Annotated in this window: 22 protein-coding genes; 10 read left to right on the top strand and 12 right to left on the bottom strand. The window is 67.1% G+C overall.

The annotated features are described in order from the left end of the window. Positions 1-5 precede the first annotated feature (5 nt). The 4 genes from A9G05_RS23665 to A9G05_RS23650 all read right to left on the bottom strand — a co-directional run bounded on the left by A9G05_RS23665 (position 6) and on the right by A9G05_RS23650 (position 4,849). Positions 6-824 carry an enoyl-CoA hydratase gene (locus tag A9G05_RS23665; protein WP_069563282.1) on the bottom strand — a complete coding sequence of 273 codons (819 nt, stop codon included), beginning with the start codon at positions 822-824 and terminating at the stop codon, positions 6-8. A gap of 22 nt (positions 825-846) precedes the next feature. Then, positions 847-2,010: an isobutyryl-CoA dehydrogenase gene (locus tag A9G05_RS23660; protein WP_069563281.1), complete on the bottom strand. Its 1,164-nt coding sequence runs from the start codon at positions 2,008-2,010 to the stop codon at positions 847-849. Between the two features lie 6 nt (positions 2,011-2,016). After that, a complete protein-coding gene (locus tag A9G05_RS23655; protein WP_069563280.1) occupies positions 2,017-3,264 on the bottom strand; it encodes an ABC transporter substrate-binding protein in 1,248 nt (415 codons plus the stop codon). Between the two features lie 91 nt (positions 3,265-3,355). Then, complete coding sequence (locus A9G05_RS23650; protein ID WP_069563279.1) at positions 3,356-4,849, bottom strand: CoA-acylating methylmalonate-semialdehyde dehydrogenase; 1,494 nt, start codon at positions 4,847-4,849, stop codon at positions 3,356-3,358. A gap of 134 nt (positions 4,850-4,983) precedes the next feature. Between A9G05_RS23650 and A9G05_RS23645 the strand changes: the two genes are divergently transcribed. Together A9G05_RS23645 and A9G05_RS23640 are read left to right on the top strand one after the other, a co-directional pair. Beyond that, entirely contained in the window at positions 4,984-5,865 is an 882-nt protein-coding gene (locus tag A9G05_RS23645; protein WP_069563278.1) for an AraC family transcriptional regulator, read from the top strand. Between the two features lie 79 nt (positions 5,866-5,944). Then, positions 5,945-6,760 (top strand): VanW family protein, encoded by an 816-nt coding sequence (locus tag A9G05_RS23640; RefSeq protein ID WP_069563277.1) that lies wholly within the window; start codon positions 5,945-5,947, stop codon positions 6,758-6,760. On the opposite strand, the gene A9G05_RS23635 is transcribed toward A9G05_RS23640, so the two are convergent. The 3 genes from A9G05_RS23635 to A9G05_RS23625 all read right to left on the bottom strand — a co-directional run bounded on the left by A9G05_RS23635 (position 6,757) and on the right by A9G05_RS23625 (position 9,844). Next, positions 6,757-7,374, bottom strand: coding sequence for an NAD(P)H-dependent oxidoreductase (locus A9G05_RS23635; RefSeq protein WP_069563276.1), 618 nt, complete (start codon positions 7,372-7,374; stop codon positions 6,757-6,759). The genes A9G05_RS23640 and A9G05_RS23635 overlap by 4 nt on opposite strands. Then, positions 7,367-8,761, bottom strand: a complete 1,395-nt coding sequence (locus A9G05_RS23630) for a class II fumarate hydratase (RefSeq protein ID WP_069563275.1) — start codon at positions 8,759-8,761, stop codon at positions 7,367-7,369. Before A9G05_RS23630 ends, A9G05_RS23635 begins: the two co-directional genes overlap by 8 nt. A gap of 75 nt (positions 8,762-8,836) precedes the next feature. Then, positions 8,837-9,844 carry a DUF2804 domain-containing protein gene (locus A9G05_RS23625; protein WP_069563274.1) on the bottom strand — a complete coding sequence of 336 codons (1,008 nt, stop codon included), beginning with the start codon at positions 9,842-9,844 and terminating at the stop codon, positions 8,837-8,839. A 284-nt stretch (positions 9,845-10,128) separates the two neighbouring features. On the opposite strand from A9G05_RS23625, the gene A9G05_RS23620 reads away from it, so the two are divergent. The 3 genes from A9G05_RS23620 to A9G05_RS23610 all read left to right on the top strand — a co-directional run bounded on the left by A9G05_RS23620 (position 10,129) and on the right by A9G05_RS23610 (position 11,914). Beyond that, on the top strand, positions 10,129-10,635 hold the full coding sequence (locus A9G05_RS23620) for a DUF2059 domain-containing protein (protein ID WP_069563273.1): 507 nt from the start codon (positions 10,129-10,131) through the stop codon (positions 10,633-10,635). A 12-nt stretch (positions 10,636-10,647) separates the two neighbouring features. Beyond that, positions 10,648-10,953: a BolA family transcriptional regulator gene (locus tag A9G05_RS23615; protein WP_044406615.1), complete on the top strand. Its 306-nt coding sequence runs from the start codon at positions 10,648-10,650 to the stop codon at positions 10,951-10,953. Positions 10,954-11,095: 142 nt separating this feature from the next. Continuing rightward, entirely contained in the window at positions 11,096-11,914 is an 819-nt protein-coding gene (locus tag A9G05_RS23610) for a shikimate 5-dehydrogenase (protein WP_083272651.1), read from the top strand. A gap of 15 nt (positions 11,915-11,929) precedes the next feature. Here the strand turns inward: A9G05_RS23610 and A9G05_RS23605 are convergent, their stop codons facing one another. Further along, positions 11,930-14,311, bottom strand: coding sequence for an autotransporter outer membrane beta-barrel domain-containing protein (locus tag A9G05_RS23605; RefSeq protein WP_069563272.1), 2,382 nt, complete (start codon positions 14,309-14,311; stop codon positions 11,930-11,932). 378 nt (positions 14,312-14,689) lie between these two features. Between A9G05_RS23605 and A9G05_RS23600 the strand changes: the two genes are divergently transcribed. Continuing rightward, positions 14,690-15,133, top strand: a complete 444-nt coding sequence (locus A9G05_RS23600; RefSeq protein ID WP_069563288.1) for a sn-glycerol-3-phosphate transporter — start codon at positions 14,690-14,692, stop codon at positions 15,131-15,133. A 4-nt stretch (positions 15,134-15,137) separates the two neighbouring features. Here the strand turns inward: A9G05_RS23600 and antC are convergent, their stop codons facing one another. The 3 genes from antC to antA are packed head-to-tail and all read right to left on the bottom strand — an operon-like array spanning position 15,138 to position 18,054. Next, positions 15,138-16,157, bottom strand: coding sequence for an anthranilate 1,2-dioxygenase electron transfer component AntC (antC, locus tag A9G05_RS23595; RefSeq protein ID WP_069563271.1), 1,020 nt, complete (start codon positions 16,155-16,157; stop codon positions 15,138-15,140). 14 nt (positions 16,158-16,171) lie between these two features. Continuing rightward, a complete protein-coding gene (gene antB, locus A9G05_RS23590; protein ID WP_069563270.1) occupies positions 16,172-16,663 on the bottom strand; it encodes an anthranilate 1,2-dioxygenase small subunit in 492 nt (163 codons plus the stop codon). Then, the gene (antA, locus tag A9G05_RS23585) at positions 16,660-18,054 is read right to left on the bottom strand and encodes an anthranilate 1,2-dioxygenase large subunit (protein WP_069563269.1); all 1,395 of its coding nucleotides are present in this window, start codon (positions 18,052-18,054) and stop codon (positions 16,660-16,662) included. Before antA ends, antB begins: the two co-directional genes overlap by 4 nt. Before the next feature lie 315 nt (positions 18,055-18,369). Between antA and A9G05_RS23580 the strand changes: the two genes are divergently transcribed. The 3 genes from A9G05_RS23580 (at position 18,370) to A9G05_RS23570 (ending at position 20,738) form a co-directional block, all read left to right on the top strand. After that, entirely contained in the window at positions 18,370-19,383 is a 1,014-nt protein-coding gene (locus A9G05_RS23580) for an AraC family transcriptional regulator (protein WP_069563268.1), read from the top strand. Between the two features lie 574 nt (positions 19,384-19,957). Then, positions 19,958-20,185, top strand: coding sequence for a hypothetical protein (locus A9G05_RS23575; protein ID WP_044404113.1), 228 nt, complete (start codon positions 19,958-19,960; stop codon positions 20,183-20,185). 217 nt (positions 20,186-20,402) lie between these two features. Then, positions 20,403-20,738, top strand: coding sequence for a hypothetical protein (locus A9G05_RS23570; RefSeq protein WP_069563267.1), 336 nt, complete (start codon positions 20,403-20,405; stop codon positions 20,736-20,738). Between the two features lie 313 nt (positions 20,739-21,051). On the opposite strand, the gene A9G05_RS23565 is transcribed toward A9G05_RS23570, so the two are convergent. Next, the gene (locus A9G05_RS23565; RefSeq protein WP_069563266.1) at positions 21,052-22,035 is read right to left on the bottom strand and encodes an MDR family oxidoreductase; all 984 of its coding nucleotides are present in this window, start codon (positions 22,033-22,035) and stop codon (positions 21,052-21,054) included. A gap of 242 nt (positions 22,036-22,277) precedes the next feature. Here A9G05_RS23565 and fusA point away from each other — a divergent pair, with 242 nt between their 5' ends. Beyond that, positions 22,278-24,380, top strand: coding sequence for an elongation factor G (fusA, locus tag A9G05_RS23560; protein ID WP_069563265.1), 2,103 nt, complete (start codon positions 22,278-22,280; stop codon positions 24,378-24,380). Positions 24,381-24,384 lie beyond the last annotated feature (4 nt).

Raw genomic sequence — 24,384 nt, 5'->3', positions numbered from 1 at the left:
GGCTCTCACTGGTTGCGCCACTTGGGTTCGCGCTTTTCGAGGAAGGCGTTGACGCCTTCGCGGGTGTCCTCGGCGTCGAACAGGTCGACGAAGCGCTCGCGCTCCTCGGGCAGCCAGGTGTTCGGGGCGCGTTCGCGGGCGCCCTGGATCAGCGGCTTGATGGTGCGCACCGCCACCGGGCTCTGGCGGGCGACCTTGGCTGCCAGCAGCAGGGCGGTGCCACGGGCTTCGCCGCTGTCCATCACCTGTTCCACCAGGCCGATGCGCTGGGCGGTGTCGGCGTCGATGCGCTCGCCGCAGAGGATCATGCGTTTGGCCCAGCCTTCGCCTACCAGCCAGGACAGCGCCTGGGTGCCGCCGGCGCAGGGCAGCAGGCCGACGGCGGCCTCGGGCAGGGCCATCTGTGCATGGCGCTCGGCGATGCGGATGTCGCAGGCCAGGGCGCACTCCAGGCCGCCGCCCATGGCGTAGCCGTTGATGGCGGCGATGGACACGCCACGGAATTCGCGCAGGGCTTCGAAGGCTTCGCCGAAGCGCCGGGCCATTTCCCGGGCGCGGGCCCTGTCGCCGTCGGCGAACATGTTGAGGTCGGCGCCGGCGCTGAAGAACTTGGGCCCCTGGCCGGTCACCACCAGGGCGTAGATGGCGTCGTCGCGGTTGAGGTGCTCCACCAGTTGCTTGAGGCCGATGAGGGATTCGCGGTCCCAGGTGTTGGCCGGCGGGTTGTTGATGGTGAGCAGGGCGGTGTGGCCGTGCTTCTCCACGGTGAGCTTGTGGGTGAGGTCGAAGACGCCGGTCTTGTAGGGTTCGACTGCGGTGCTCATGTGCATCTCCTTAACGCATTCGTCATGGCAGGCGGTCGAGTGTGCCGCCCTGTTCCAGTAAACGGCGCGCCGTGATGACGCGCATGATCTCGTTGGTGCCTTCGAGGATCTGGTGCACGCGGGTGTCGCGCACCCAGCGCTCCAGAGGGTAGTCGTTCAGATAGCCGTAGCCGCCATGAAGTTGCAGGGCCTGGTTGCACACTTCGAAGCACTGGTCGGTGGCGAAGCGCTTGGCCATGGCGCAGTAGAGGCTGGCCTCGGGGTGACGCTGGTCCACGCGGTGGGCGGCCAGGCGCACCATCTGCCGGCTGGCGGTGAGGTCGGTGAGCATGTCGGCGAGCTTGAACTGCAGGGCCTGGAAGCTGGCCAGGGGCTTGCCGAACTGCCGGCGCTCCTCGACGTAGCGCAGGCTCTGCTCCAGCGCGGCCTGGGCGGCGCCGAGGGAGCAGCTGGCGATGTTCAGGCGCCCGCCGTCCAGGCCCTTCATGGCGTAGACGAACCCTTCGCCCTCGGGGCCGATGCGGTGGCTGGCGGGGATGCGCACGCCGTCGAAGGTGATGGTGCGGGTGGGCTGGGCGCGCCAGCCCATCTTGTCTTCGTTGCGGCCGTAGCGGATGCCTTCGGCGTCGGCCGGCACCAGGAAGCAGGAGATGCCCTTGGCGCCGTCTTCGCCGGTGCGCGCCATGACGATCAGCACCTGGGTGCTGCCGGCGCCGGAGATGAAGCACTTGCTGCCGTCCAGCACGTAGTGCTCGCCGTCGCGCCGGGCGCGGGTGCGCAGGTGGGCGGCGTCGGAGCCGGCGTCGGGCTCGGTGAGGCAGTAGGAGGCCAGCAGCCGGCCGTCCAGCAGGCCCGGCAGCCACTGGGCCTTGAGTGCGGCGTCGCCGAAGGAGGCGAGCATCCAGGTGGCCATGTTGTGGATGGTGAGGTAGGCGGTGGTGGTCACGCAGCCGGCGGCCAACTGCTCGAAGATCAGCGCGGCGGAGAGCCGCGTGAGCCCGAGGCCGCCGTCGTCCTCGGCGATGTACAGCCCCAGGTAGCCCTGTTCGGCGGCCCGGCGGATGACCTCTACCGGGAAGTGGTGCTCGCGGTCCCAGTCGGCGGCGTGGGGGGCCAGCTCCCGCGCGGCGAAGGCGCGGGCGCTGTCGGTCAGCAGGCGTTGTTCATCGCTGAGGTCGAAATCCATGGCGTCTCACTGCAGGGTCAGGGGTTTGCCGGCGGCCCGCCGTTCGGCCTGCCAGTCGGCTTCGCTGGGAAGCGCGGTGCTGGCGTCGAGGCGGTTGACGATCTCGAAATAGTCCTGCTTGAGCGGGTCCTTGAACACCTCGTCGCGGTGCTTGACCCGGACGGCGTACACCGTCTGCAGGTTCTGGTGGTCGAAGGCGCGCCACTGCTGCTCGCCCTTGAGCAGGCTGTAGCGGTGCCCTTCGAGGGCCTTGATCAGGGCTGCGCTGTCGAGGCTGTTGCTGCGGCGCGCGGCATCGGCCCATTGCTGGACGATGCTGTAGGCCGAGGCGGCGGAGCTGGAGGGGTACAGGCCGTAGCGGGTCTTGAACGCTTCGACGAAGGCCTGGCCGCGTTCGGACTTCTCCAGGGCGGGGACGCGCCAGGTCCAGGGTTCGGTGCCGATCACGCCCTGCATGAGGTCGGGGCCGGCCTGCTCGACGATGCTTTGGGTGAGGTTGGGCGCGACGATCTGCATGCGCTCGGTCAGGCCCAGGTCGCGGGCGATGCGCATGGCGCGCACCAGGTCATCGCCGAACAGCACCAGGGCCAGTACCTGGGCGTCGCTGGCGGCGGCCTGGGCGAGGGCGTCGCGGTAGTCACTGAGGCGGGCGCCGGGGAAGGGCACGCGCACGCCGGGGTGGCCGGCGCTGTCCTGGCTGCCGGTGGCCTGGCGCAGCGAGGCTTCGGTGGTCTGGCCCCAGGTGTAGTCGGCGGTGACGTAGAAGTAGCGTTTGCCGGGCAGGGTCTTGCTCAGGTACTGGCCCAACACGCCGGCGCTCATCCAGGCGTTGTTGCACTCGCGGAACAGGTAGCGGTGGCCGTTCTTGCCGGTGGTGTCGTTGGAGTAGGTGAGGGTGCCGAAATACAGCAGGCCACGCTCGCGGGCCCGTTCGCCGGAGGCGATGGCCACCGCGCTGGAGGCGCCGCCGAAGAGCATGACGGCGCCTTCGTCGGCCAGCTTGTCGACGTTCTTCACGGCCTTTTCCGGGCGTGAGGCGGTGTCCTTGGCGGACAGCCGCAGGGTGCGACCGAGCACGCCGCCCGCTGCGTTGATCTCGTCGATGGCCAGCAACGCGCCTCGCATCTGGGCCAGTCCCTCTTCCTTGTACGAGCCGGTGCGCGGGTAGTTGAGGCCGAGGGTGATGGGCTCGGCAGCCTGCGCACAGGCGGTGATCCCGGCCCAGAGGGCCAGGGTGGCAGTCAAACGGCGCATGGGGGTTCCTCCTTGTTGTTGTGGAGAAACCTTTTACGCCGGTCCCGGGCGGGTTGAGATTCCCTTTTCGTCTAACAGAGCCCCGTCCGGGTCACTTGAGCTGGATGGTCATGTTCGGGCCGCTCACCGGGCTGTCGTCGAACCAGCGGGTGGTGACGGTCTTGGTCTCGGTGTAGAAGCGCACCGCCTGCTTGCCGTAGGCGTGCAGGTCGCCATAGAAGGAGCCCTTCCAGCCGGTGAAGGAGAAGAACGGCAGCGGCACCGGAATGGGGACGTTGATGCCCACCTGGCCCACCTCCACGGCGTGCTGGAAGTGCCGCGCGGCGCCGCCGGAGCGGGTGAACAGGCTGGTGCCGTTGCCGTAGGGGCTGGCGTTGACCAGGGCGATGGCCTCGTCGAGGGTGTCCACCTCTACGCAGGCCAGCACCGGGCCGAAGATTTCCTCGCGGTACAGGCCCATGCGTGGGGTGACGCCGCGGAACAGGGTGGGGCCGAGCCAGTTGCCGACGGGGTAGCCGGGCACTTCGCAGTGGGAGCCATCGAGCAGGCATTCGGCGCCTTCGGCCTTGCCCTCGGCGATCAGCCGCAGCACGCGCTGGCGGGCCTGCTGGCTGATCAGCGGGCCGTAGGCGGCCTGGGGGTCGCTCCAGTGGCCGGGACGCAGTTGGGCCATCTGTTCGGCCAGTTCGCCGATCCACTCCCGCGCCTGGCCGACGAAGACGGCGACGCTGATGGCCATGCAGCGCTGGCCGGCGGCGCCGCAACTGGCGCCGATGAGGTTGCTCAGGGTCTGTTCCTTGTTGGCGTCGGGGAGGATCACCATGTGGTTCTTGGCCCCGGCGAAGGCCTGCACGCGCTTCATGTGCGCGGTGCCGGTGCGGTATACGTGCTGGCCGACCGGCACCGAGCCGACGAAGGAGATGGCGCGCACCTCGGGGTGGGTGAGCAGGGCATCCACCTGTTCGCGGCCGCCGTGCAGCACCTGCAGCACGCCCTTGGGCGCGCCGGCTTCGAGGAACAGCTCGGCGAGGCGGTTGGGGGTCAGCGGGTCCTGCTCGGAGGGCTTGAGGATGAAGGTGTTGCCGCAGGCGATGGCCAGGGGAAACATCCACAGCGGGATCATCGCCGGGAAGTTGAAGGGGGTGATGCCGACGCACACGCCCAGGGGCTGGACCCAGCTTGCGGTGTCGATCTCGCGGGCTACGTTCTCCACCGTCTCGCCCATCATCAGGCTGGCCACGTTGGCGGCGTGCTCGGCCACTTCGATGCCGCGCCAGACGTCGCCCTTGGCGTCGGCGAAGGTCTTGCCGGTCTCGCTGGCCAGCAGCTCGGCCAGCTCGTCGTGGTGCTCCTTGAGCAGGTGCTGGTAACGCAGCATCAGGCGGGCGCGTTCCGGGACGGGGACTTCGCGCCAGGTGAGGAAGGCGTCGCGGGCGCTGGCCACGGCGGCTTCGATCTCCTCGGCGGTGGCGCGGGGCGCCAGTGCCAGCACGGCCTGGGTGGCGGGATCGGTGACTTCGATCAGTTCGCGGGCGCGGCTTTCGCGCCATTGGCCATCGATCAGCTGGGGAATCGTCCTGCTCATGCGTGCCTCCGCCCGTCCTCGGGCCCTTTGTTGTTCTGTGCGTCGTTTATAGCGGGGCTTCGAGCGTTTGTGGATTGACGATCTTGGTGCCGGGATGGACGATCTTGGCATTGCTGGCCACCAGAAGAACAACCATGAGCCGCTCCGTGGAAACCTCCAACTGGCCGCTGCCGGCCGATGGCATCCGCCTGATCACGCCGCCCCGGTTGCGTCGTCTGCTGGCCCGCCATCCCTTGGCAGCCGGCTGCTACCCACTGGCGCTGGGTTATTACCCGGACGCCGCCGGGCACCGCATGTTGCGCCTGGCCCCGGACGACCACCTGTTGATCTACTGCCGTGCCGGGCAAGGCTGGCTGGAGACCGGGGATGGACGATTCGACGTGGCAGGCGGTGACCTGCTGGTGCTGCCCAAGGGCCGCATGCACGCCTATGGCGCCGACCCGCAGCGCCCGTGGAGCATCTACTGGGTGCACTTCGAGGGGGAGCTGGCGGCGGATTTTCTGCGCTTTCTCGGCGAGCCGGGCCTGCGTCGCATCGGTGCCCAGCCGCGCCTGCTGGCAGACTTCGACGGGTTGTTGGGGCTGCGCAAGCAGGGCCTGAACCCCCGGCACCATGTGCATGCGGCCCACCAGTTGCAGGCGCTGCTGACGTCGCTGGCGGTGCTGCCGGCGCGGGGCTTTCTCAAGTCCGGGCGGGTGCTGGACGTGGACGCAGTGCAGGCGGTGATGCGCGCGCACCTGCACGAGCAGTTGAACCTCGACCAGTTGGCGGCGCAGTTCAAGCTCTCGCGCTTCCACTTCGCCAAGACCTACCGCACCCTGACCGGCCACGCGCCGATCCAGGATTTCATCCAGCTGAAGATGGCCCACGCCTGCCGCCTGCTGGACGAGGGCAGCCTGGGGGTGCGGCAGATCGCCGAGCAACTGGGCTACGAGGACGCCTATTACTTCTCCCGCCTGTTCCGCAAGGTGGTGGGTATGGCGCCCAGCCATTACCGGGCGCTGCACCTGGGGTGATGGGCCCTGGGTGTGGCCCGGTGCCTGAAACCGGGCAGGCGGCGCGGCATAATGCGCGCCCCGGCCCCGGACCCTTCCCATGCGCAAACCGCTTTCCCTCTATCACCCCTGGCTTTATGCACTTCGCGTCTGGCAGCGGCGTCTGGTGCGTGCGCTCTACTGGCGCCTGTCGTCCCGGCGCTTGGGGCGGGTGGTGGACGTGCGCCTGCCGTACCGCTACATGCGCCACACCTCCAAGCTGATCCGCCGGCTGGGCGACAGCGACCTGGCGCTGCAGCACAACAAGGTGATCAACCTGCGCCTTGCGGTGGCCTGCATGGACGGCGTGGTGATCGGCCCGGGGGAGTATTTTTCCTTCTGCCAGTTGCTCGGCCGGCCCACGGCGCGGCGTGGGTTCGTCGAGGGCATGGAGCTGTCGTTCGGCGAGGCGCGTTCCGGCATTGGCGGCGGGGTGTGCCAGTTGAGCAACCTGATCCACTGGATGGCGCTGCATTCGCCGCTGCGTGTGGTGGAGCGGGCCAACCACAGTTTCGATCCCTTCCCGGATGAGGGGCGGGTGCTGCCGTTCGGCTCCGGGGCGGCGATCTTCTACAACTACATCGACCTGGTGCTGCACAACCCCACCGACCAGGCCTTCCAGTTGTCGCTGAAGGTGGCCGAGCACCAGTTGGAGGGGCTGCTGCTGTGTGCGGCGCCCCGGCCGTTCCGCTACCACGTCTACCAGCGCGGGCACCGCTTCATCCGTGAGGGGGGCGAGGTGTTGCGACTCAACGAGATCTGGCGGGATGTGCGCGAGAAGGGCCAGGAAGGGCGGCTGGTGGCCAGCGAGTGCCTCTATCTCAACCGCGTACGGGTGAAGTACGCGGTGGACGAGGCACTGCTGGAGCCCGGCTAGGGGCGGGAGCCCAGGGTTTCGGCGCGTCGCAGCCAGGCCTGGCGCTGCTCCTCGGTGGAGGTGTGCACCGGGGCGAACTCCGCAAGGTGGCGGGTGCGGATGCCGCAGAAGCCGAGAATGGTGCGCTTCATCTGGCGGTGCCCGGGGGCGCCGTAGACCCAGCGGAAGTACCAGGGCGGCGTGTCGAGGGTCACCAGCAGGTCAGCGGTGCGGCCTTCCAGCAGCTTGTCCCAGTTGCGCGGGCCCCGGTAGCGGAAGGCGAAGCCCGGCAACAGCACACGGTCGAGAAAGCCCTTGAGCAGGGCCGGCACGCCGCCCCACCAGACCGGGTAGACGAACACCAGGTGCTGGGCCCAGTGGATCTGCCGCTGCGCTTCGAGCAGGTCCGGCTCCAGGGGCTGGCTCTGGTCGTAGCCCTGGTGCAGTACCGGGTCGAAGGCCATCTCGCTGAGTTTCAGCACCCGCACCACGTGGCCTTCGCCACGGGCGCCCTGGGCATAGGCGTCGCCCAGGGCGCCGCACAGGCTGTTGTCCTTGGGCGAGCCGAGGATCATCAGGATGCGCTTGCCGTCCCCTTCCAGCGGGGTGGCGCCGTGCTTGGCGGAGTCAACCATGTTGGCCGGCCTCCAGCATGGTTTCCGGGCGCACCCAGGCGTCGAAGTCGGCCTCGCTCACCAGCCCGAGGGCCAAGGCCGCTTCGCGCAGGGTGGTGCCTTCGGCGTAGGCCTTCTTGGCGATCTGCGCGGCCTTGTCGTAGCCGATGTGCGGGTTGAGGGCGGTGACCAGCATCAGACCGCGCTCCAGGTGCTCGGCCATGCGCGCGGCGTCGGGCTCCATGCCGGCCACGCAGTGGCGCTGGAAGTTGCGTGAGCCATCGGCCAGCAGGCGGATGGACTGCAGGATGTTGTGGGCGATCACCGGCTTGAACACGTTGAGCTGCAGGTGCCCGTGGCTGGCGGCGAGGCTGATGGTGGTGTCGTTGCCGACCACCTGGCAGGCGAGCATGGAGAGCGCTTCGCACTGGGTCGGGTTGACCTTGCCGGGCATGATCGAGCTGCCCGGCTCGTTGGCCGGCAGCTTGACTTCCGCCAGGCCACCCCGGGGGCCGGAGCCCAGCAGGCGCAGGTCGTTGGCGATCTTCATCAGCGCCACGGCGAGGGTCTTGAGCGCGCCGGAGAGGGCCACCAGCGGCTCATGCCCGGCGAGGGCGGCGAACTTGTTGGGCGCGGAGACGAAGGGCAGCCCGGCCAGCGCCGCCAGTTCCGCCGCCATGGCTTCGGCGAAGCCGTGGGGGGCGTTGAGCCCGGTGCCGACGGCAGTGCCGCCCTGGGCCAGTTGGTAGACCGCCGGCAGCGCAGCGCGGATGGCGCGCTCGGCGTAGTCCAGTTGGGCGACGAAAGCGGACAGTTCCTGGCCGAAGGTGATGGGCGTGGCGTCCATCAGGTGGGTGCGCCCGGTCTTCACCAGGCGGGCATGGCGCGCCGCCTGCTCGGCCAGGCCACCGGTCAGCTCGGCCAGCGCCGGCAGCAGGTCGCGGTGGATGGCCTGGGCCACGGCGATGTGCATGGCGGTGGGGAAGCTGTCGTTGGAGCTCTGGGCGTGGTTGACGTGGTCGTTGGGGTGCACCGGGCTCTTGCCGCCCCGTGGGCCGCCGGCCAGTTCGTTGGCGCGGCCGGCGATCACTTCGTTGACGTTCATGTTGCTCTGGGTGCCGCTGCCGGTCTGCCAGACCACCAGGGGGAACTGGTCGTCGTGCTGGTGGGCAAGGATTTCGTCGGCGGCCTGTTCGATCAGGCGGGCGATGTCCGGGCTGATGCCGCCGTTGCGGCCATTCACCCGGGCGGCGGCCTTTTTCACCAGGGTCAGGGCATGCACCACGGGGAGGGGCATGCGCTCCTCGCCGATGGCGAAGTTTTCCAGCGAGCGCTGGGTCTGGGCGCCCCAGTAGGCGTCTTCGGCGACGCTGACGGGGCCCAGGCTGTCGGTTTCGGTTCGGCTCATTGCGTGGCTCCAGGTTCGGTTTTTTCCGCAGTTTAGGCTGCGCCGGAGCCTTTGGGTTCAACGCCTGGGGGTGGATTACCAGCGCGCGCGGGTGTGGCCTACCCAGCCGAGGGCGTTGCCCACGGGCACACGCTCGCCCGTGGGGCCGAGCAGGACCCCGTCGAAGCGTCCGAACCACTGGCGTGTGTCGGCGTAGAGCGGGCCCAGGCGCGGGTTGGCATGGTGCAACTGGCGCGGGGTGAAGGTGAGGCGCACGCGCTCGCAGTCGCTGCCGAGCTGCCAGGGGGACAGCCCGTTTTCCGGGCCTTGCCGGAGGTGCACCGGGCCGTTCAGGCGCGACAGCTCGCCACCGAACCAGAGGGCGTTTTCCGTCTCGCCGCTGGCGTCCGTCCAGCCTGCGCCGAAGTTGCCGGCGATGCCGCCGACGGTGGCGAAGGCGGCGCGGGTCCAGTGGCTGTTCAGCGGCCAGACGCCCCGGCCGAAATCGAGGGCGGCGAAGCTCTGCCCCGGTAGGCAGGGATACTGCTGGCGACCCAGGCGCACGCTGCCGGTGACCGGCAGACCGAGCTGGCGGGTGCTGGCGTGGAAGCCGCCGTTGGCGAAGGGGGCGACCAGGTTGACCGAGTCCAGGTGCGCCGGGCGCTGCACGTCGAGGGTTGCCTGCAGCGGCTGGCCGCCGATGTCCGGCACGGCGACGCTGATGCGGGCGCGGCCGGGGAGTTCGTCCACCTCCAGGTGAAGGCGCGGGTGGCTGAAGCCGTGGCTGGCCACCGGTACATCGGGCAGGTGGCAGCCGTGGGCGAGGGCGCGCAGTTGGGAATGGGTCACGGCGTGGCCGGTTTCCAGGTCGAGGAAGTAGGCGGCGCAGTAGCCGATGTAATCGAGGTCGGCGAGGGTGATGGAGAGCATCCAGCCGGGGGTGGTGATGCACCAGTGGTTCCAGCGCTTGCGCCGGCCGAAGTGCCCGGGGATGGCGCAGTCCAGTCGTGGCCGCTCGGACCAGCCGATGGCCGATGGCTCCAGGCGGCCACGGGCGTCGCACAGGGGCTGTCGTTCGGCGGGGGCCGGGGTGGGGCTGGTCATTCAGGGTCCCTGTGGGTGTCTGTCTTCCGTGGGGCGGGGAACATTACGCGCACACGGCGGCCCAAGCTGGGGTGCCGTTCACGGTGTTGTCATCGGTGGGGCGCAAGGATGCCCAGCGCACTGGCAGCCGGCAAGTGCCCGCGCCGGACCCTGGACGGACGGCACCCCAACCCGCGTTTGGCCGTGATGCACGGCCGCATCCATGGCTTGAGCCCCCAGCGGGCTTGAGCGCAGAATGGCCCGCCCACGGGCTCGGCCCGTACCGCTCATACCAAGGAACCCCAATGACCAAGCTCCGTCTCGTTTGCTCCGCCATCGTGCTGGCCTGTGCCAGCGGCCAGGTGTTCGCCGATGCCGCCAGCCATGCCGCCAACGCCGAGCGTTTCCTCAAGCTTGCCCACGCCGACAAGCTGACCGTGCCGGTGTATGCCCAGGTGCAGCAGATGTTTGCCCAGAACTACCAGAAGGCCAACGCGCCGACTGACAAGAAGGCCACCTTGGAGCGCTACCAGGCCAAGGCCAACGCCGCCCTGGACAAGGCCGTGGGCTGGGACAAGCTGAAGCCGGAGCTGGTGAAGATCTACACCACCAACTTCAGCGAATCCGAGCTGAAGGACCTGATTGCTTTCTACGAGTCGCCCCTGGGCAAGAAGGTGTTGGAGAAGATGCCGTCCCTGACCGCGCAATCCGCCGAGCTGACCCAGTCCCGCCTGGAATCCGCCGTGCCGGAAGTGAACAAGCTGCTGTCGGACATGAACGACGAGCTGGCACCCAAGGATCAGAAGAAGTGATCGGAGCCCGCCATGAGCATGCGTGACCGTATCCTGGCCGCCTTCGCGGCCCTCGAGCCCCAGCACCTCGATGTGCTGGACGAGAGCCATATGCACAGCCGTGGCCAGGAAACCCACTACAAGGCGGTGATCGTCAGCCCGGTATTCGCCGGGTTGAATGCGGTGCGCCGTCACCAGAAGGCCTATGCGGCCCTGGGCGAGCTGATGGGGCAGTTCCACGCCCTGGCCCTGCACACCTACACCCCCGAGGAGTGGGCGCAGCAGGGTGCTGCCCCGGATTCGCCGACCTGCCGTGGCGGCAGCAAGCACGACCACTAAAAGGTCGTTGCAATGAGGCCGGAGGTTTCCCGGAGCGATCCGCGGGGCTTCCGGCCTTTGCATTTGGGCGTCGCCCCGGATCGTCAGGGACGGTGCCCGGTTTGCGCACGGTGCCCCGACTTCACTCGAAACAGGAGGCCCCTTGGCCCGAATCCTCAGCAAGGACACCCGGCTGTGCATGTCGCTGTCCGGCCGCCCCGGCAACTTCGGCACGCGCTTCCACAACGCGCTCTACGATCTGCTGGAGCTGGACTACGTCTACAAGGCCTTCACCACCACGGACCTGCCGGCGGCCATCGGCGGCGTGCGGGCACTGGGCATACGGGGTTGCGCGGTGTCGATGCCCTTCAAGGAGGCCTGCATCCCCTATCTGGATGCCCTGGACCCGTCGGCGGCGGTCATCGGCTCGGTGAATACCATCGTCAACGACGAGGGCCACCTGACGGGCTACAACACCGACTACCTGGCCGTCGCCAGCCTGGTGCGCAGCCATGCCGTGGACCCGACCTCGACGCTGCTGCTGCGGGGCAGTGGCGGGATGGGCAAGGCCGTGGCCGTTGCCCTGCTCGACAGCGGCTTCGCCCGAGGCACCCTGGCGGCCCGCAATGCGGTGTCCGGGCGGGCCCTGGCGCAGGCCTGTGGCTATGACTGGGTGCCTTCGGCGGAGGGCCATGTGGCGCAGGTGCTGGTGAACGTCACGCCGCTGGGCATGGATGGCGGACCGGAGGCCGGTCAGTTGGCGTTCAGCGTCGAGCAGGTGGCGGCGGCCGAAGTGGTCTTCGATGTGGTGGCGGTCCCGGTGGAGACGCCGCTGATCCGCCTGGCCCGTTCCCTGGGCAAGCGAGTGATCAGCGGTGGTGACGTCATCGTGCTGCAGGCGGTGGAGCAGTTCGTGCTCTATACCGGCGTGCGGCCCACGCCGGAGCAGATCCGCCAGGCGGAAGCGCTGGCCCGCGCCTGAGCGCGGGCCGTTGGCTCAGAAGGCGAGGGCGGCGGTGAGGCCGGCGCTGTTCCACTGGGCGTCGCTGCGCTGGGTACGGCTGAAGCCGGCACCGAGGGTCAGGTCGCCCAGGTCGTAGCGCACGCCGAGGCGGGCTTCGACGGTGTCGCGGCCCTGGCGGACGCCCGGGGTGGTGAAGGCCTCACCACCCACCAGGAAGCGCGCCTGGGTATCGCTGCGGTCACCGATGCCGTCGTGCCAGGCCATCAGCGAGGCCTCCGGCACGAGGCGGCCGCCGGCCAGGGGGAACAGGCCGGCTACACGCAGGCCGGTGCCGACTTCGCCGCTTTCATAGCGCGAGCTTTCCACCTTCAGCGCAGCAGAGGAGCCGTGCTCGCTGTAGCCGTCCAGCTCCACGCGGGTGTAGCGCATGCCGAGGCGGGGCTCCACCAGCAGGCTGTCCAGCTCCAGGCGGTAGCCGCCGATCAGGCTGGCGCCGTACTGCTGGCCGTCCTGGTCGCCGGAGGCGCGGGTGCCGGTGATGTAGCGACGGCTGTCGTGCTCGAACCAGCCCATGGACAGGCTGCCATCCACGAAGTAGGGGCCCCAGCCTTGGTGGGCGTAGAGGCTGACCAGGTGGCCCTTGGTGTCCAGCGTGTTGCCGGTGTGGCTGTCGCTGTTGCCCTGGTAGTGGCTGTAGGCGACGCCGGCCAGGCCTTGGTCACCGAAGGCCTGCTCGAGGCCGAGGGCGATGCCCTGGGTGTCCTGGTCGAAGCCACGGGCACCGTCGCGCTCGCCGGTGTGCCCACGGTTGTCCAGCAGGCTGACCCAGGCGCGGGGGCCGCGTGCCGGGTCGCCGGCCGGCTCGTTGCGCTGCTGGGTGGCGCTCTCCAGCAGGCGCAGGCCGGCGATGGGGGCGAGGGCATTGGCGCCGTTGGATTCGGGAGCCAGTTGCTCGGCGATCTCGGCGGTGCGGGCTGCATCGGCAGCGGCCAGACTGAGGAACACCGGGTCATCTGCAGCTAATGCCGGCATCTGCGCGGAGAAGCTCGCCAGGGCGCGCTGGGCGCGGCGCGAGGCGCCCTGGTTGGCCACCAGGCTGGCGGCGGCAACGCCGCTGAGGGTTTCCACTTCAGCACTGAGCACCTGGCCATCGAAGCTGTGGCTGAGGACGCGCAGCAGGCCGGAGGTGCTTTCTGGAGCGCTGGGGGTGTTGGTCCAGGTGTTGGCGCTGATCAACTGGTAGGTGCGCGGGCCGCTCAGGCTGAAGTCGTTGGGTTTGGGGGTGAGGAGGATGCGGCTCTCTTTGCCATGCGTACGGTCGACCTCGACAAGGCCTTGGACGGTGAGAAACGGGGTGTTGGGGTCAGTGACATTGCTCAGCATCAGGTTGAGGTCGGCGCCCAGCAATTCAAGATCACCGGTCAGGGTAGAGCCGGCACGCGTCAAGGTCAGGCGGCCATCGCTCATTTCCAGGTAGCGTGCGTTGATCAGCGCACTATCCAAGGTCACGTCACCACTGAGCATCTCGATGACGCCGATGCCGGTGATGTTGCCGCGGATCTCTCCGCCTTCCAGCCACAGGTTGCTGTCACCCTGGCCCTTGACAGCCACCACACCGCTTGTGAGGCCACTCACCTGGAGGTAGGTGCTCTCGCGGACGGTGCTGATGTCCACGGCGATGTCATCCGAAAGCACGGTGCCGTAGTTGGTCAGCATGTGGTCATCGACGATGCGTGCGGCGGTGGCGCCGGTGCCCCGTGCTTCGAGGGTGCCGTGGTTGAGCAGGTTGTTTTGGCCAAGGGTCATGCCGGTGCCGAGCGACAAGGCGGTTACGTTGGTGCCATCGGCGAAGATCGTGCCCTGGTTGTCTACCAGGCTTATGGTGCTGTCTTCCATTTCGAGGGCAATCGCGCCGTTGCCGGTGGCGCGCAGGGTACCTGCGTTGATCAGGTTGCCAGTAATCACGGCATTGTTGACCGCGAGGTTGGGAGTGTCAGGGACACGGTTACCGACTTTCTCGATCAGGCTGTTGTTGATGAAGCTGCCGCCAATGGTCCCTTCCAGGAATACGTTAACGTCTGATGTGTCCTGGCTGCTCAGTTGGCCATTGTTGATCATGTTCCCTGTCACACGCCCGTTTTGCAGGTAGAGCGTGCCGTTGGTGATCAGTTGGCCATTGCCATTGATGTTCATGTCGGCGTTGTTGAGCAGATTGCCGTTGACCTGTCCGGTGACATCGATTACGTGGTTGCCAGCAGCGCTCACACTGCCCGTCAGCGTCAGTCCGTCGTAGGTCCCGGAAAGAGTGGCTGGCGTCGAATTGGTGATATCGACGGTGTCGGCTTGTGCCGCCTGGGCAAGGGTGGCAAGGGTGATGGCAAGTGCGAGGTGATGGCGACGGGCGAGCGGCTGCATCGTGTCAGGCATCCTTGTCTGAGTGGGTGGGTATGCGAAAGGGCGGCGAGCCTAAGGGGCCTGTCGAGAGGGGTCAAGAACCGTGAAGGCACAGTGATGGCATTTCGTGCGTGGGGTCGCAAAAGCGTTTGGCCCCGGCCCGCTGGGTGCCGAGGTCGTTGCTTTCAGCGTGACTCCGCGCCGTGCGCTCTGCAGCGGGTATCGACTGGTTACTTGTGCGGAACCGGCGCCTTCATCCAGGCGGCAGGATCGGACATCCCTGAGCGGGCCCGCCGCAGGAAGACGCCGCTGGACAGGGATCGTTCAGCTTCGTTCAGGCAGGCTGTCGGGCCTTTTACCTGCCCCGAGGTCCTGAACGTCATGATCCGTCGCGGACTCCTGTCTTCGCTCTGCCTGTCGCTGCTGCTGGCCCTGCCGGTTGCGGCCGAGGAGGCCTGGTACCTGCAGACCAGCGTCTACACCCGCCACTTCCATCCAGACCCCGAGCACAACAACCACCAGAACCTCATCGGCCTGGAGTACCAGGCCGATGGTGGTGTGGTGGCGGGTGGGGCGACCTTCCGCAACTCGTTTCGCCAACGTAGCCAGTACGCTTACGTGGGCAAGCGTTTCGACAGTGATGTGGCGCCGGTCTACCTGAAGGTGACTGGCGGGCTGCTGCAGGGTTACCGCGGTGAGTACCGCGACAAGATCCCACTCAACCGCTTCGGTGTGGCGCCGGTGCTGATCCCGTCCCTCGGGGCCCGCCTGGGCCCCGTGGGCGCTGAGCTGGTGCTGCTGGGCAACTCGGCGATGATGGTGAACCTCGGGGTCTACCTCTAGCGGCTCAGGTGCCGCTGTCGAGGAACTTCTCCAGGTACAGCCGCGTCTGGCCCAGCGCGTTGGACTCCAACCAGGCCTTGACCGCATCGACCATGGGCGGTGGCCCGCACACATAGAGGTCGAAGGCCTGTTCCCGCAATGCATCGGCGTCCAGGTGCTCGGGCACGTAGCCCCGCGCGCCGCTCCAGTCGGCTTCGCCGGGTTCGCTGACCACCGGTGTGAAGCGAAAGCCGGGCAGGCGCTCGGCGTAGCTTTCGATCCGCGCGTGCTCGCACAGGTCTGCCGCCTGACGAACGCCATGCAGCAGGTGGATGGGCTGCTGGCAGCCCTGCTCGGCCAGGGTATCGAGCATGCCGAGGAAGGCCGAGAGCCCCGTCCCGCCCGCCGCCATGACCACCGGGCGCTCCACCTGGCGCAGGTAGAAGGCTCCGAGCGGGCTTTCCAGTTGAAGGACATCCCCGATCTGACAGCGCTCGCGCAGGTAGTCGCTCATCACTCCCTGGGGCAGCAGGCGGATGAGGAACTGCAGGCGGTTGTGCGGGTTGGGACGGTTTGCAAACGAGTACGCACGGTGTGCTTCGGTGCCGGGCACCTGCAGACGGGCGTACTGGCCGGGCAGGTAGTCCAGCGGTGTGCCTTCGGCCTCGACCTCCAGGATTGCTGCGGCCGACGACACCCGTTGCAGGGCGGTGACCCGCGCTTCACGCCGGGTCAGCGGGGCGGCGTTGCACAGGCTGGCGTCGAAATCGAAGCGGAAGGTGGCATCGGACTGCACCCGCGTCTGGCAGGCCAGGATATGGCGCTCGGCCAGTTCCTCGGGCGACAGGGCTTCTTCGTCAGCGTAGTCGAGGCTGTACTGGCCCGATTCGCAAAGCCCCCGGCAGGTGCCGCAGACGCCTTCGCGGCAGTCGAGGGGCAGGGTGAGGCCGTGGCGCAGAGCGGCGTCCAGCAGGCGCTCGTTGCCCTGCACGGTGAGGAACTGGGTTGTGCCATCGGCAAAGCTGAGGGCGACCTTGTGATCCATGGCGTGAGTCCGGTTCAGAGGTGATAGAAGTCGAGCACGGCGTTGATCCGGTCGTTCAGCAACAGGATGTGCTTGCGGGTGATCAGCCAGCTGTCGCCATGGGGCTTGAGCCGGTAGGTGGCGTGGCCGAAGAACTGCCCGCTCTCACCCAGGCGATGGAACAGGGTGTGCCAGTTGACCCGCACCTCCAGTTGGTCATCGGCCTGCTCGGCGATGCGCACGTTGCTGATGTTGTGCAGGGTGCGCGGCATGGGCACGGTGGATGCGGCCTTGCCGGTGCGGATGCGGAACACCCGGTCTTCCAGCCCGGCGCGGCTGGCGTAGTAGATCAGCGACATTTCGCGCTTGGGGTCGCGGGTGTAGACGTGCTCCGAGTCCCATTGCGGCAGGTGGAACTCGCACTGCTCGTCGAACAACGCCAGGTAGGCGTCCCAGTCCTGGGCGTCGCACAGTTCGCAGGCGCGGTAGAGGAACTGCTCGATCCGGTGCTGCAGCGGCGCGTTCATTCGGTCACCTCCTTGGGGTGCAGGGCCTTGCGCTCCAGCCCGTCGAGGAGGAAGCGCTGCCAGTGGCGGTGCTGGTTGACGTAGAGGCCTTCGTGGGTGCACTCCACACCGGTCATCAGCGGGGCGATGCCGAGGATCTCGCTGTTGCGGGTGGCTCCGGTGGCCCAGCGCGGGTGGCCCCGGGAGATGTCGCTCCAGCGCTCCAGGCGCCCCTGGAAGCCCCGCTGTTGTTCGCGGAATTCCACCAGGTCGTCGGGTGTGCCCATGCCGGAGACGTTGAAGAAGTCCTCGAACTGGCGGATGCGGCTCTCGCGGTCGGCGTCCGACTCGCCCTTGACGCCGATGCACTGGCTGATGATCTCGGTCTTGTTCCAGGCCAGCGGCCGCACGATGCGCAACTGGGAGCTGATCTGGTCCATGAAGAACAGGCTGGGGTAGATGTTCAGGTTGCGCAGGCGGTGCATCATCCACTCGGCCTTGGCCTGGCCGTAGGCCTCCACCAGGCGCGGCATCACGCTGGCGTAGCCGGGGCGCACGCTGGGGTTGGGCATGTCGCTGAACAGCACGCTGTGGCCGTTGTGGAAGGAGAACCAGCCGTCGTCGGTCTCGGCGTCGCCGGCACCGAGCTTGCTGTAGTCGAGGGTGGCGCTGGCGGTCCCTTGTGCGGCGTCCACTTGCTGGCGGTGCTGCACGGTGGCGACGTAGTTGTAGTGCACGGTGCTCACGTGATAACCGTCGAGGCCGTTCTCGTTCTGCAGCTTCCAGTTGCCATCGAAGGTGTAGCTGGAGCGGCCGGGCAGCACCTCCAGCTCACCGGTGGGGGACTGGGCCACCATCATGTCGAAGAACACCCGCGCATCGCCGAGGAAGTCCTCCAGGCGGTCGCTGCCTTGGGTGTCGAGGCTGACGAAGACGAAGCCCTTGTAGCTCTCGATGCGGGCCTTGCGCAGGCCGCGGGTGGTCTTGTCGAAGCATTCGGAGTATTCGCCGGGCGCCTTCACCTTCAGCAGGCGACCGTCGTTCTTGTAGCACCAGGCGTGGAAGGGGCAGGTGAAGGTGGACTGGTTGCCCTTGCCGACACGGGTGAGGGTGGCGCCGCGGTGCTGGCAGGCGTTGACCAGGGCGTGCAACTGCCCGCTGGCGTCGCGGGTGACGATCAGCGGCTGGCGGCCGGCCTGCAGGGTGATGAAGTCGTTGGCGTTGGCGATCTCGCTCTCATGGCAGGCGTAGATCCAGTTGCGCTCGAAGATCAGCTCCATCTCCAGGTCGAACAGCTCTGGCTCGGTGAACATGTCCCGGGCGATGCGGAACACGCCGTCCTGCGGGCGGAAGTCCAGGCAGCCGGTTATGAAGGCCTTCCAATCGTCGAGGCTTCTTGTCGTGATGGGCATGAGGGGCTCCAGGCGGTGACTCGGTGGAGCTCATTAGGAGATGGCTGAGGGGTGGGGGTCTATCCGTTTAGTGGGCGAACACTCGCCGGAAAATCCGTACCTCGACGGGGCATGGGGTAACGCACGGGCGCTATTGGGGTAACGCTTATTGCGCTGGATCGAGGCGTTTGTCCGATTTGTCTATCCGGAAAGTTGAAGAGGTCTGTCCTATAAGTTCGATTACGGGCTGTGGGACGACCGTGGCATGTTGCTTGCCTTGAACCTGGTAATGCGCCGTCAGAGCGCGCTTCCATAAACCCTGCTGGGTGCCGTGTGATGAACCTGAAAGAATCCCCTCGTTGTCGGGGCCTGCTCGCCGATCGTTTCGACCTGGCGGGGGCCCGCGCCTGGATGGCGGCCATCTGCGGGCCGCATCGATTGGACGCTGCGCGTCCGGAGCGCATCCGCTTCCACCACAGTGGCAATGTCCTGCCCACCAGCGCCATTACCCTCGGCCATGTGGAGTACGGCACCGACGTCACCATTGGCGTCGGCGAGGAAGCCATCCTCGACTGCTACAGCCTCAGCCTGCCTCTGGGCGGCGAGCAGGAGCTGGACCTCGCCGGTCGTCGCCTGCGCTCGGACCCCGGGCTCGGCCTGGTACTGTCGCCCGACCAGAGCCAGCGGCTGACCATCGCCGGCAACTGCCGCAAGCTGCAGGTGGCCATCCCGCGACGGGCACTGATGGAGGTGTTGGAGGCGCTGCTGGAGCGCAGCGTCGTCCAGCCGTTGCACTTCGAGCCACAGATGGATGCAATCGACGGGGCGACGGGTGCCTGGTGGCGCATGGCCCGCCATCTCACCGATGAGCTGGCACGGGGCGCGGCACTCTACGGCCAGGGGCTGTTTTCCCGGGACCTGGAGAGCGCCTTCATCAAGGGCCTGCTGCTGGCCCAGCCGAACAGCTACAGTGATGAACTGCGGGCCCGACAGGCCCTGCAGTTGCCGCACTACCTGATCCGGGCGCGGGACTACATGCGTACTCACGCCAGGGAGAACCTCTGCCTGGAAGACATCGAACGCGCTGCCGGCGTGTCGCGCTTCAAGCTGTTCGAAGGGTTCCGTCGGCACTTCGGGGTGTCGCCCATGGCCTTCCTCAAGCGCCACCGGCTGCTGGCGGTGCGCCAGGCGCTCCTGGACGATCACAGTCCGCGCAATATCTCGGCCATCGCCATGGCCTGGGGCTTCACCCACCTGGGGCGTTTCTCCTGCGAGTACCGCAAGCTCTTCGGCGAGCCGCCCAGCGCCACCCTTCAGCGCCAGGCGGCGCAGCGCGACGCCTCCTGCTGAGAGGGGGCGTCCGTCCGTCTGTTTAATTCGAGCCGTCACCCGGTCGTCATCAGCGTGTCACGGGCTGAGGACGACCATGCCCCGACCCCGCCACCATTAGGACCCGTCCCATGGCGACGGACGGTGAGAATCTAGATCCTTGGGCCCTCACCAGCGTTGAAAGGAAAGATCAGGAAACAAACCCGGGCCCTTGGGCCTATCCAAGCTTCGGAGCATGCCGTATGATCGGCCGCCTAGTACCTAGCTGTAAGTCAGTCCGGTCAGCTGTACTCCGCGACGTCCCCGCGCACCACGGCACCGGTCTCCTCGATGGTCACCTGAACGCAACTTCCCGCCCAATGGCGTTCCCGCGTTCCTGGCCAGCCATCCAGAAGTCTGATCAGGACAGCCGCCGGCCCAGAACCTTGCCGCGGCTACAACCTGGCACCCGAAGTACTTCGTCGGCTCACCCGTCGTGGGTGGAACCAAATGCCGGCTCATTCGCTCCGATAAGGATCATCCGTTGCGCCCATTTGGGTGGCGGATTCGGAGTTTTATTACGCGGCCATGCCGCTTGTATGCAGGACATAACAACATGACCATTCATCATCAGGCCAAAGACGCCATCACCACCCTGACCCGCGCATTCGCTCCGTTGCAGTGCCAGATCACCGCCCCGTCCCGCAAGGGCGGCTTCAGCTTCACCATCGTCAGCGAGTACGGTGTTGCCTGCCACAGCCAGCGCCTCTACCCGGAGCACTACCGTGACTCCAGCCAGCTGCAGCAGGTGATCGACCGCGCTCAGCGTGCGCTGACCGCCTAAGGCGAGTCGGCGTTACTCAAAGCCCCGCACAAGCGGGGCTTTTTCATGGGCCGCTTGAGAGTTACGGTTGCCCAGGCAGGCTATCCGGGTGCTGGTAAATCAGGACATGGTGCGTCGGTTGCGCTGTTGTCCTGAGGATCTGAGGAGCAGTTGGTAGACATGCTGGTGGGTTGTGCTCTAGCCTGCCGCGCCAATTTTCTATCAGGGATGACATCGCGTGAAAAAACTGCTGTTGCTGATCGCCATCATTGGAGCGGGTTACTACGCCTATACCCATCATTTCGCCAAATCAGAGCCCGTAACGGTGACGAGTTATCAGGACGTGCTCAAGAAGGTGGAAGCCACGCCTGTAAGCCAAGCCGAAGTGGTGTTTGGCGCAAACCAACTGGCTAGGTTCCTGTGCGAAGAAAATAGCCAATGCCTGGAGAAGCACACCAACTACAGAGAAATGTGCGAGAACCGCATCTTTGCTGGCGCCCCTAAGACCTACAGCCGGAAGGATGACGTCATTTCGGTTTCGAAGAGTTTTACCCAGTGCGTTGGCGTTCGTTGACTGAGAGCTAACCCATTCCAAAGCCCCGCACAAGCGGGGCTTTTTCATGTCCGTTGAAACGTGGAGATGGAACCGGGCGGGCTTTTCGCCAGACGAAAAAAAGCAGCCCGGGGGGTGGGCTGCATGGATGGCCAAGGGGGTGGCCATGGGAGGAGCTAGGAGCAATACACGATCGGTTCGCGACCGCTACCAGCAGGGGCGGGTGGCAGCAGGGCTGCCGGCGAGTCGATGGGTGGCAGGATAGACACCGGCTCCCGTGGCGGGAAATCACCTTAGGTAATAGTGACTATCGGCTGCGCTTATCGCCGTTCCCTCAGCGGTTGACGTCCACCACCACGCGACCACGCACCTGGCCGTCCAGCAGTTCGCGGGCCATCGGCAGGGATTCTTCCAGGCTGATCTCGCGGGTGATGTCTTCCAGCAGTGCCAGGTCCAGGTCGCGGGCCAGGCGCTCCCAGGCGTGGATGCGGTCGGCGCGCGGGCGCATCACGCTGTCGATACCGGCCAGGGTCACGCCGCGCAGGATGAAGGGTGCGACGCTGGCGGGAAAGTCCATGCCCTGGGCCAGGCCGCAGGCCGCTACTGTGCCGCCGTAGCGGGTGCTGGCACAGACATTGGCGAGGGTGTGGCTGCCGACCGAGTCGACGGCACCGGCCCAGCGCTCCTTGGTCAGGGGACGTCCCGGCTCGCTCAGGCTGGCGCGCTCGATGAGGGTGGTGGCCCCCAGGCGCTGGAGGTACTCGGCCTGGTCCGGACGGCCGGTCGATGCGACCACCTGGTAGCCCAGGCGTGCCAGCAGGGCGATGGCGAAGCTGCCGACGCCGCCATTGGCTCCGGTCACCAGCACCTCACCGGAGTCCGGGGTAACGCCATTGCGCTCCAGGGCCAGCACACAGAGCATCGCCGTGTAGCCGGCGGTGCCCACCGCCATGGCCTGGCGCGGGGTGAAGCCGGCCGGCAGCGGAATCAGCCAGTCACCGTTGAGCCGCGCCTTCTGCGCCAGGCCACCCCAGTGCGTTTCGCCCACGCCCCAGCCGTTCAGCAGCACCGCATCCCCTGGCTTGTAGTGGGGGTGATCGCTGGTCTCCACCGTGCCGGCCAGGTCGATGCCGGCCACCATCGGGAACGTGCGCACCACTGGGCTCTTGCCGGTAATGGCCAGGCCGTCCTTGTAGTTCAGGGTGCTGTAGTCGACGCGGACGGTGACGTTGCCTGCGGGCAGCCGGGCTTCGTCCAGCTCGGCCAGTGTGGCGCGGTAGCCGGTGTCATCTTTGTCGATGAGGATGGCGCGGAACATGCGGAATCTCCTGATGGTCATTGTCATGGGCGCCGGTCGGAAGTGGCGCCTGTGGCGGGATCGGTCACGCGTGGGCGCCAGTCTATGTCGGCAGGCTACCGCTGGGCACCTGCCGATGGTTGAACGCGCCAGCCAGGGCCGGCGGGCTTGCGCGTTGGCCAGCTTGAACCATGCTTGCTATCCGCTCCCCGGACCCGGTGGAGACGTCCTTTTCCTGAATACGACCCCCGACGAGGTGAGCCATGGCCCGCGCCACATCCATCGACCGTTACCGCAACATCGGCATCGTGGCCCATGTGGATGCCGGCAAGACCACCACCACCGAGCGGATCCTGTTCTACACCGGGGTCAATCACAAGATGGGCGAGGTGCACGACGGTGCCGCCACCATGGACTGGATGGTGCAGGAGCAGGAGCGTGGCATCACCATCACCTCGGCCGCCACCACCGCCTTCTGGTCCGGCTCGGCCAAGCAGTATGACAAGCACCGCTTCAACATCATCGACACCCCCGGCCACGTCGACTTCACCATCGAAGTGGAACGCTCCCTGCGCGTGCTCGACGGCGCCGTGGTGGTGTTCAGCGGCGCCGACGGCGTCGAGCCGCAGTCCGAGACGGTCTGGCGCCAGGCCAACAAGTACGGCGTGCCGCGCATTGCCTACGTCAACAAGATGGACCGCGCCGGCGCCAACTTCCTCTGGGTGGTCGGGCAGATCCGCCAGCGCCTCGGCCACACCCCGGTGCCCATCCAGTTGCCCATCGGCGCCGAGGAGAACTTCGAAGGCCAGATCGACCTGCTGAAGATGAAGGCCATCTACTGGAACGACGCCGACCAGGGCACCAGCTTCCGCGAGGAGGCGATCCCCGAGGCCCTGCTCGCCGAGGCCGAGTCCTGGCGGGAGAAGCTGGTGGAGGCCGCTGCCGAAGCCAACGAGACGCTGATGAACAAGTACCTCGAAGGCGAGGCCCTGAGCCTGGAGGAGATCAAGGCCGGCCTGCGCCAGCGCACCATCGCCTGCGAGATCGTCCCCGCCGTGCTGGGCTCCTCCTTCAAGAACAAGGGCGTGCCGCTGGTGCTCGACGCGGTGATCGACTACCTGCCGGCGCCCACCGAGATTCCGGCCATCAAGGGCACCCACCCGGACGACGAGAACCGCCACGACGAGCGCCACGCCACCGACGACGAGCCGTTCTCCGCCCTGGCCTTCAAGATCGCCACCGACCCCTTCGTCGGCACGCTCACCTTCACCCGTGTCTACTCCGGCGTGCTCAGCTCCGGCGACTCGGTGCTCAACTCGGTCAAGGGCAAGAAGGAGCGGGTCGGCCGCATGGTGCAGATGCACGCCAACACCCGCGAAGAGATCAAGGAGGTGCGTGCCGGCGACATCGCCGCGCTGATCGGCATGAAGGACGTCACCACCGGCGACACCCTGTGCGACCTCGACAAGCCGATCATCCTCGAACGCATGGACTTCCCCGAGCCGGTAATTTCCGTCGCCGTCGAGCCCAAGACCAAGGCCGACCAGGAGAAGATGGGCATCGCCCTCGGCAAGCTCGCCCAGGAGGACCCGTCCTTCCGCGTGCGCTCGGACGAGGAGTCGGGGCAGACCATCATCTCCGGCATGGGCGAGCTGCACCTGGACATCCTCATCGACCGCATGAAGCGTGAGTTCAACGTCGAGGCCAACATCGGCAAGCCCCAGGTCGCCTACCGCGAGAAGATCCGCAACCGCTGCGAGATCGAAGGCAAGTTCGTCCGTCAGTCCGGCGGGCGCGGCCAGTTCGGCCATTGCTGGGTCCGTTTCGAGCCGGGCGAGGAGGGCAAGGACACCCTCGAATTCGTCAACGAAGTGGTAGGCGGCGTGATCCCACGCGAGTACATCCCCGCCATCCAGAAGGGCATCGAGGAGCAGATGAAGAACGGCGTGCTGGCCGGCTACCCGCTGCTCGGCCTCAAGGCCACCGTGTTCGACGGCTCCTACCACGACGTCGACTCCAACGAGATGGCCTTCAAGATCGCCGCCTCCATGGCCACCAAGCAACTGGCGCAGCACGGCGGCGCGGTGCTGCTGGAGCCGATCATGAAGGTCGAGGTGGTCACCCCCGAGGACTACATGGGCGACATCATGGGCGACCTCAACCGCCGGCGCGGCCTCATCCAGGGCATGGACGAAGTGCCGGCGGGGCGGGTGATCCGCGCCGAGGTGCCGTTGGGCGAGATGTTCGGCTACGCCACCGTGGTGCGTTCCATGTCCCAGGGGCGGGCCAGCTACTCCATGGAGTTCTCCCGCTATGCCGAGGCGCCGGCCAACATCGCCGACGCCATCATCAAGGGGCAGGCCTGAGCCG

It is taken from the genome of Pseudomonas sp. ENNP23 (assembly GCF_001728945.1).
Taxonomy (GTDB): domain Bacteria; phylum Pseudomonadota; class Gammaproteobacteria; order Pseudomonadales; family Pseudomonadaceae; genus Metapseudomonas; species Metapseudomonas otitidis.
This window is presented reverse-complemented; position numbering and strand designations above follow the sequence as displayed.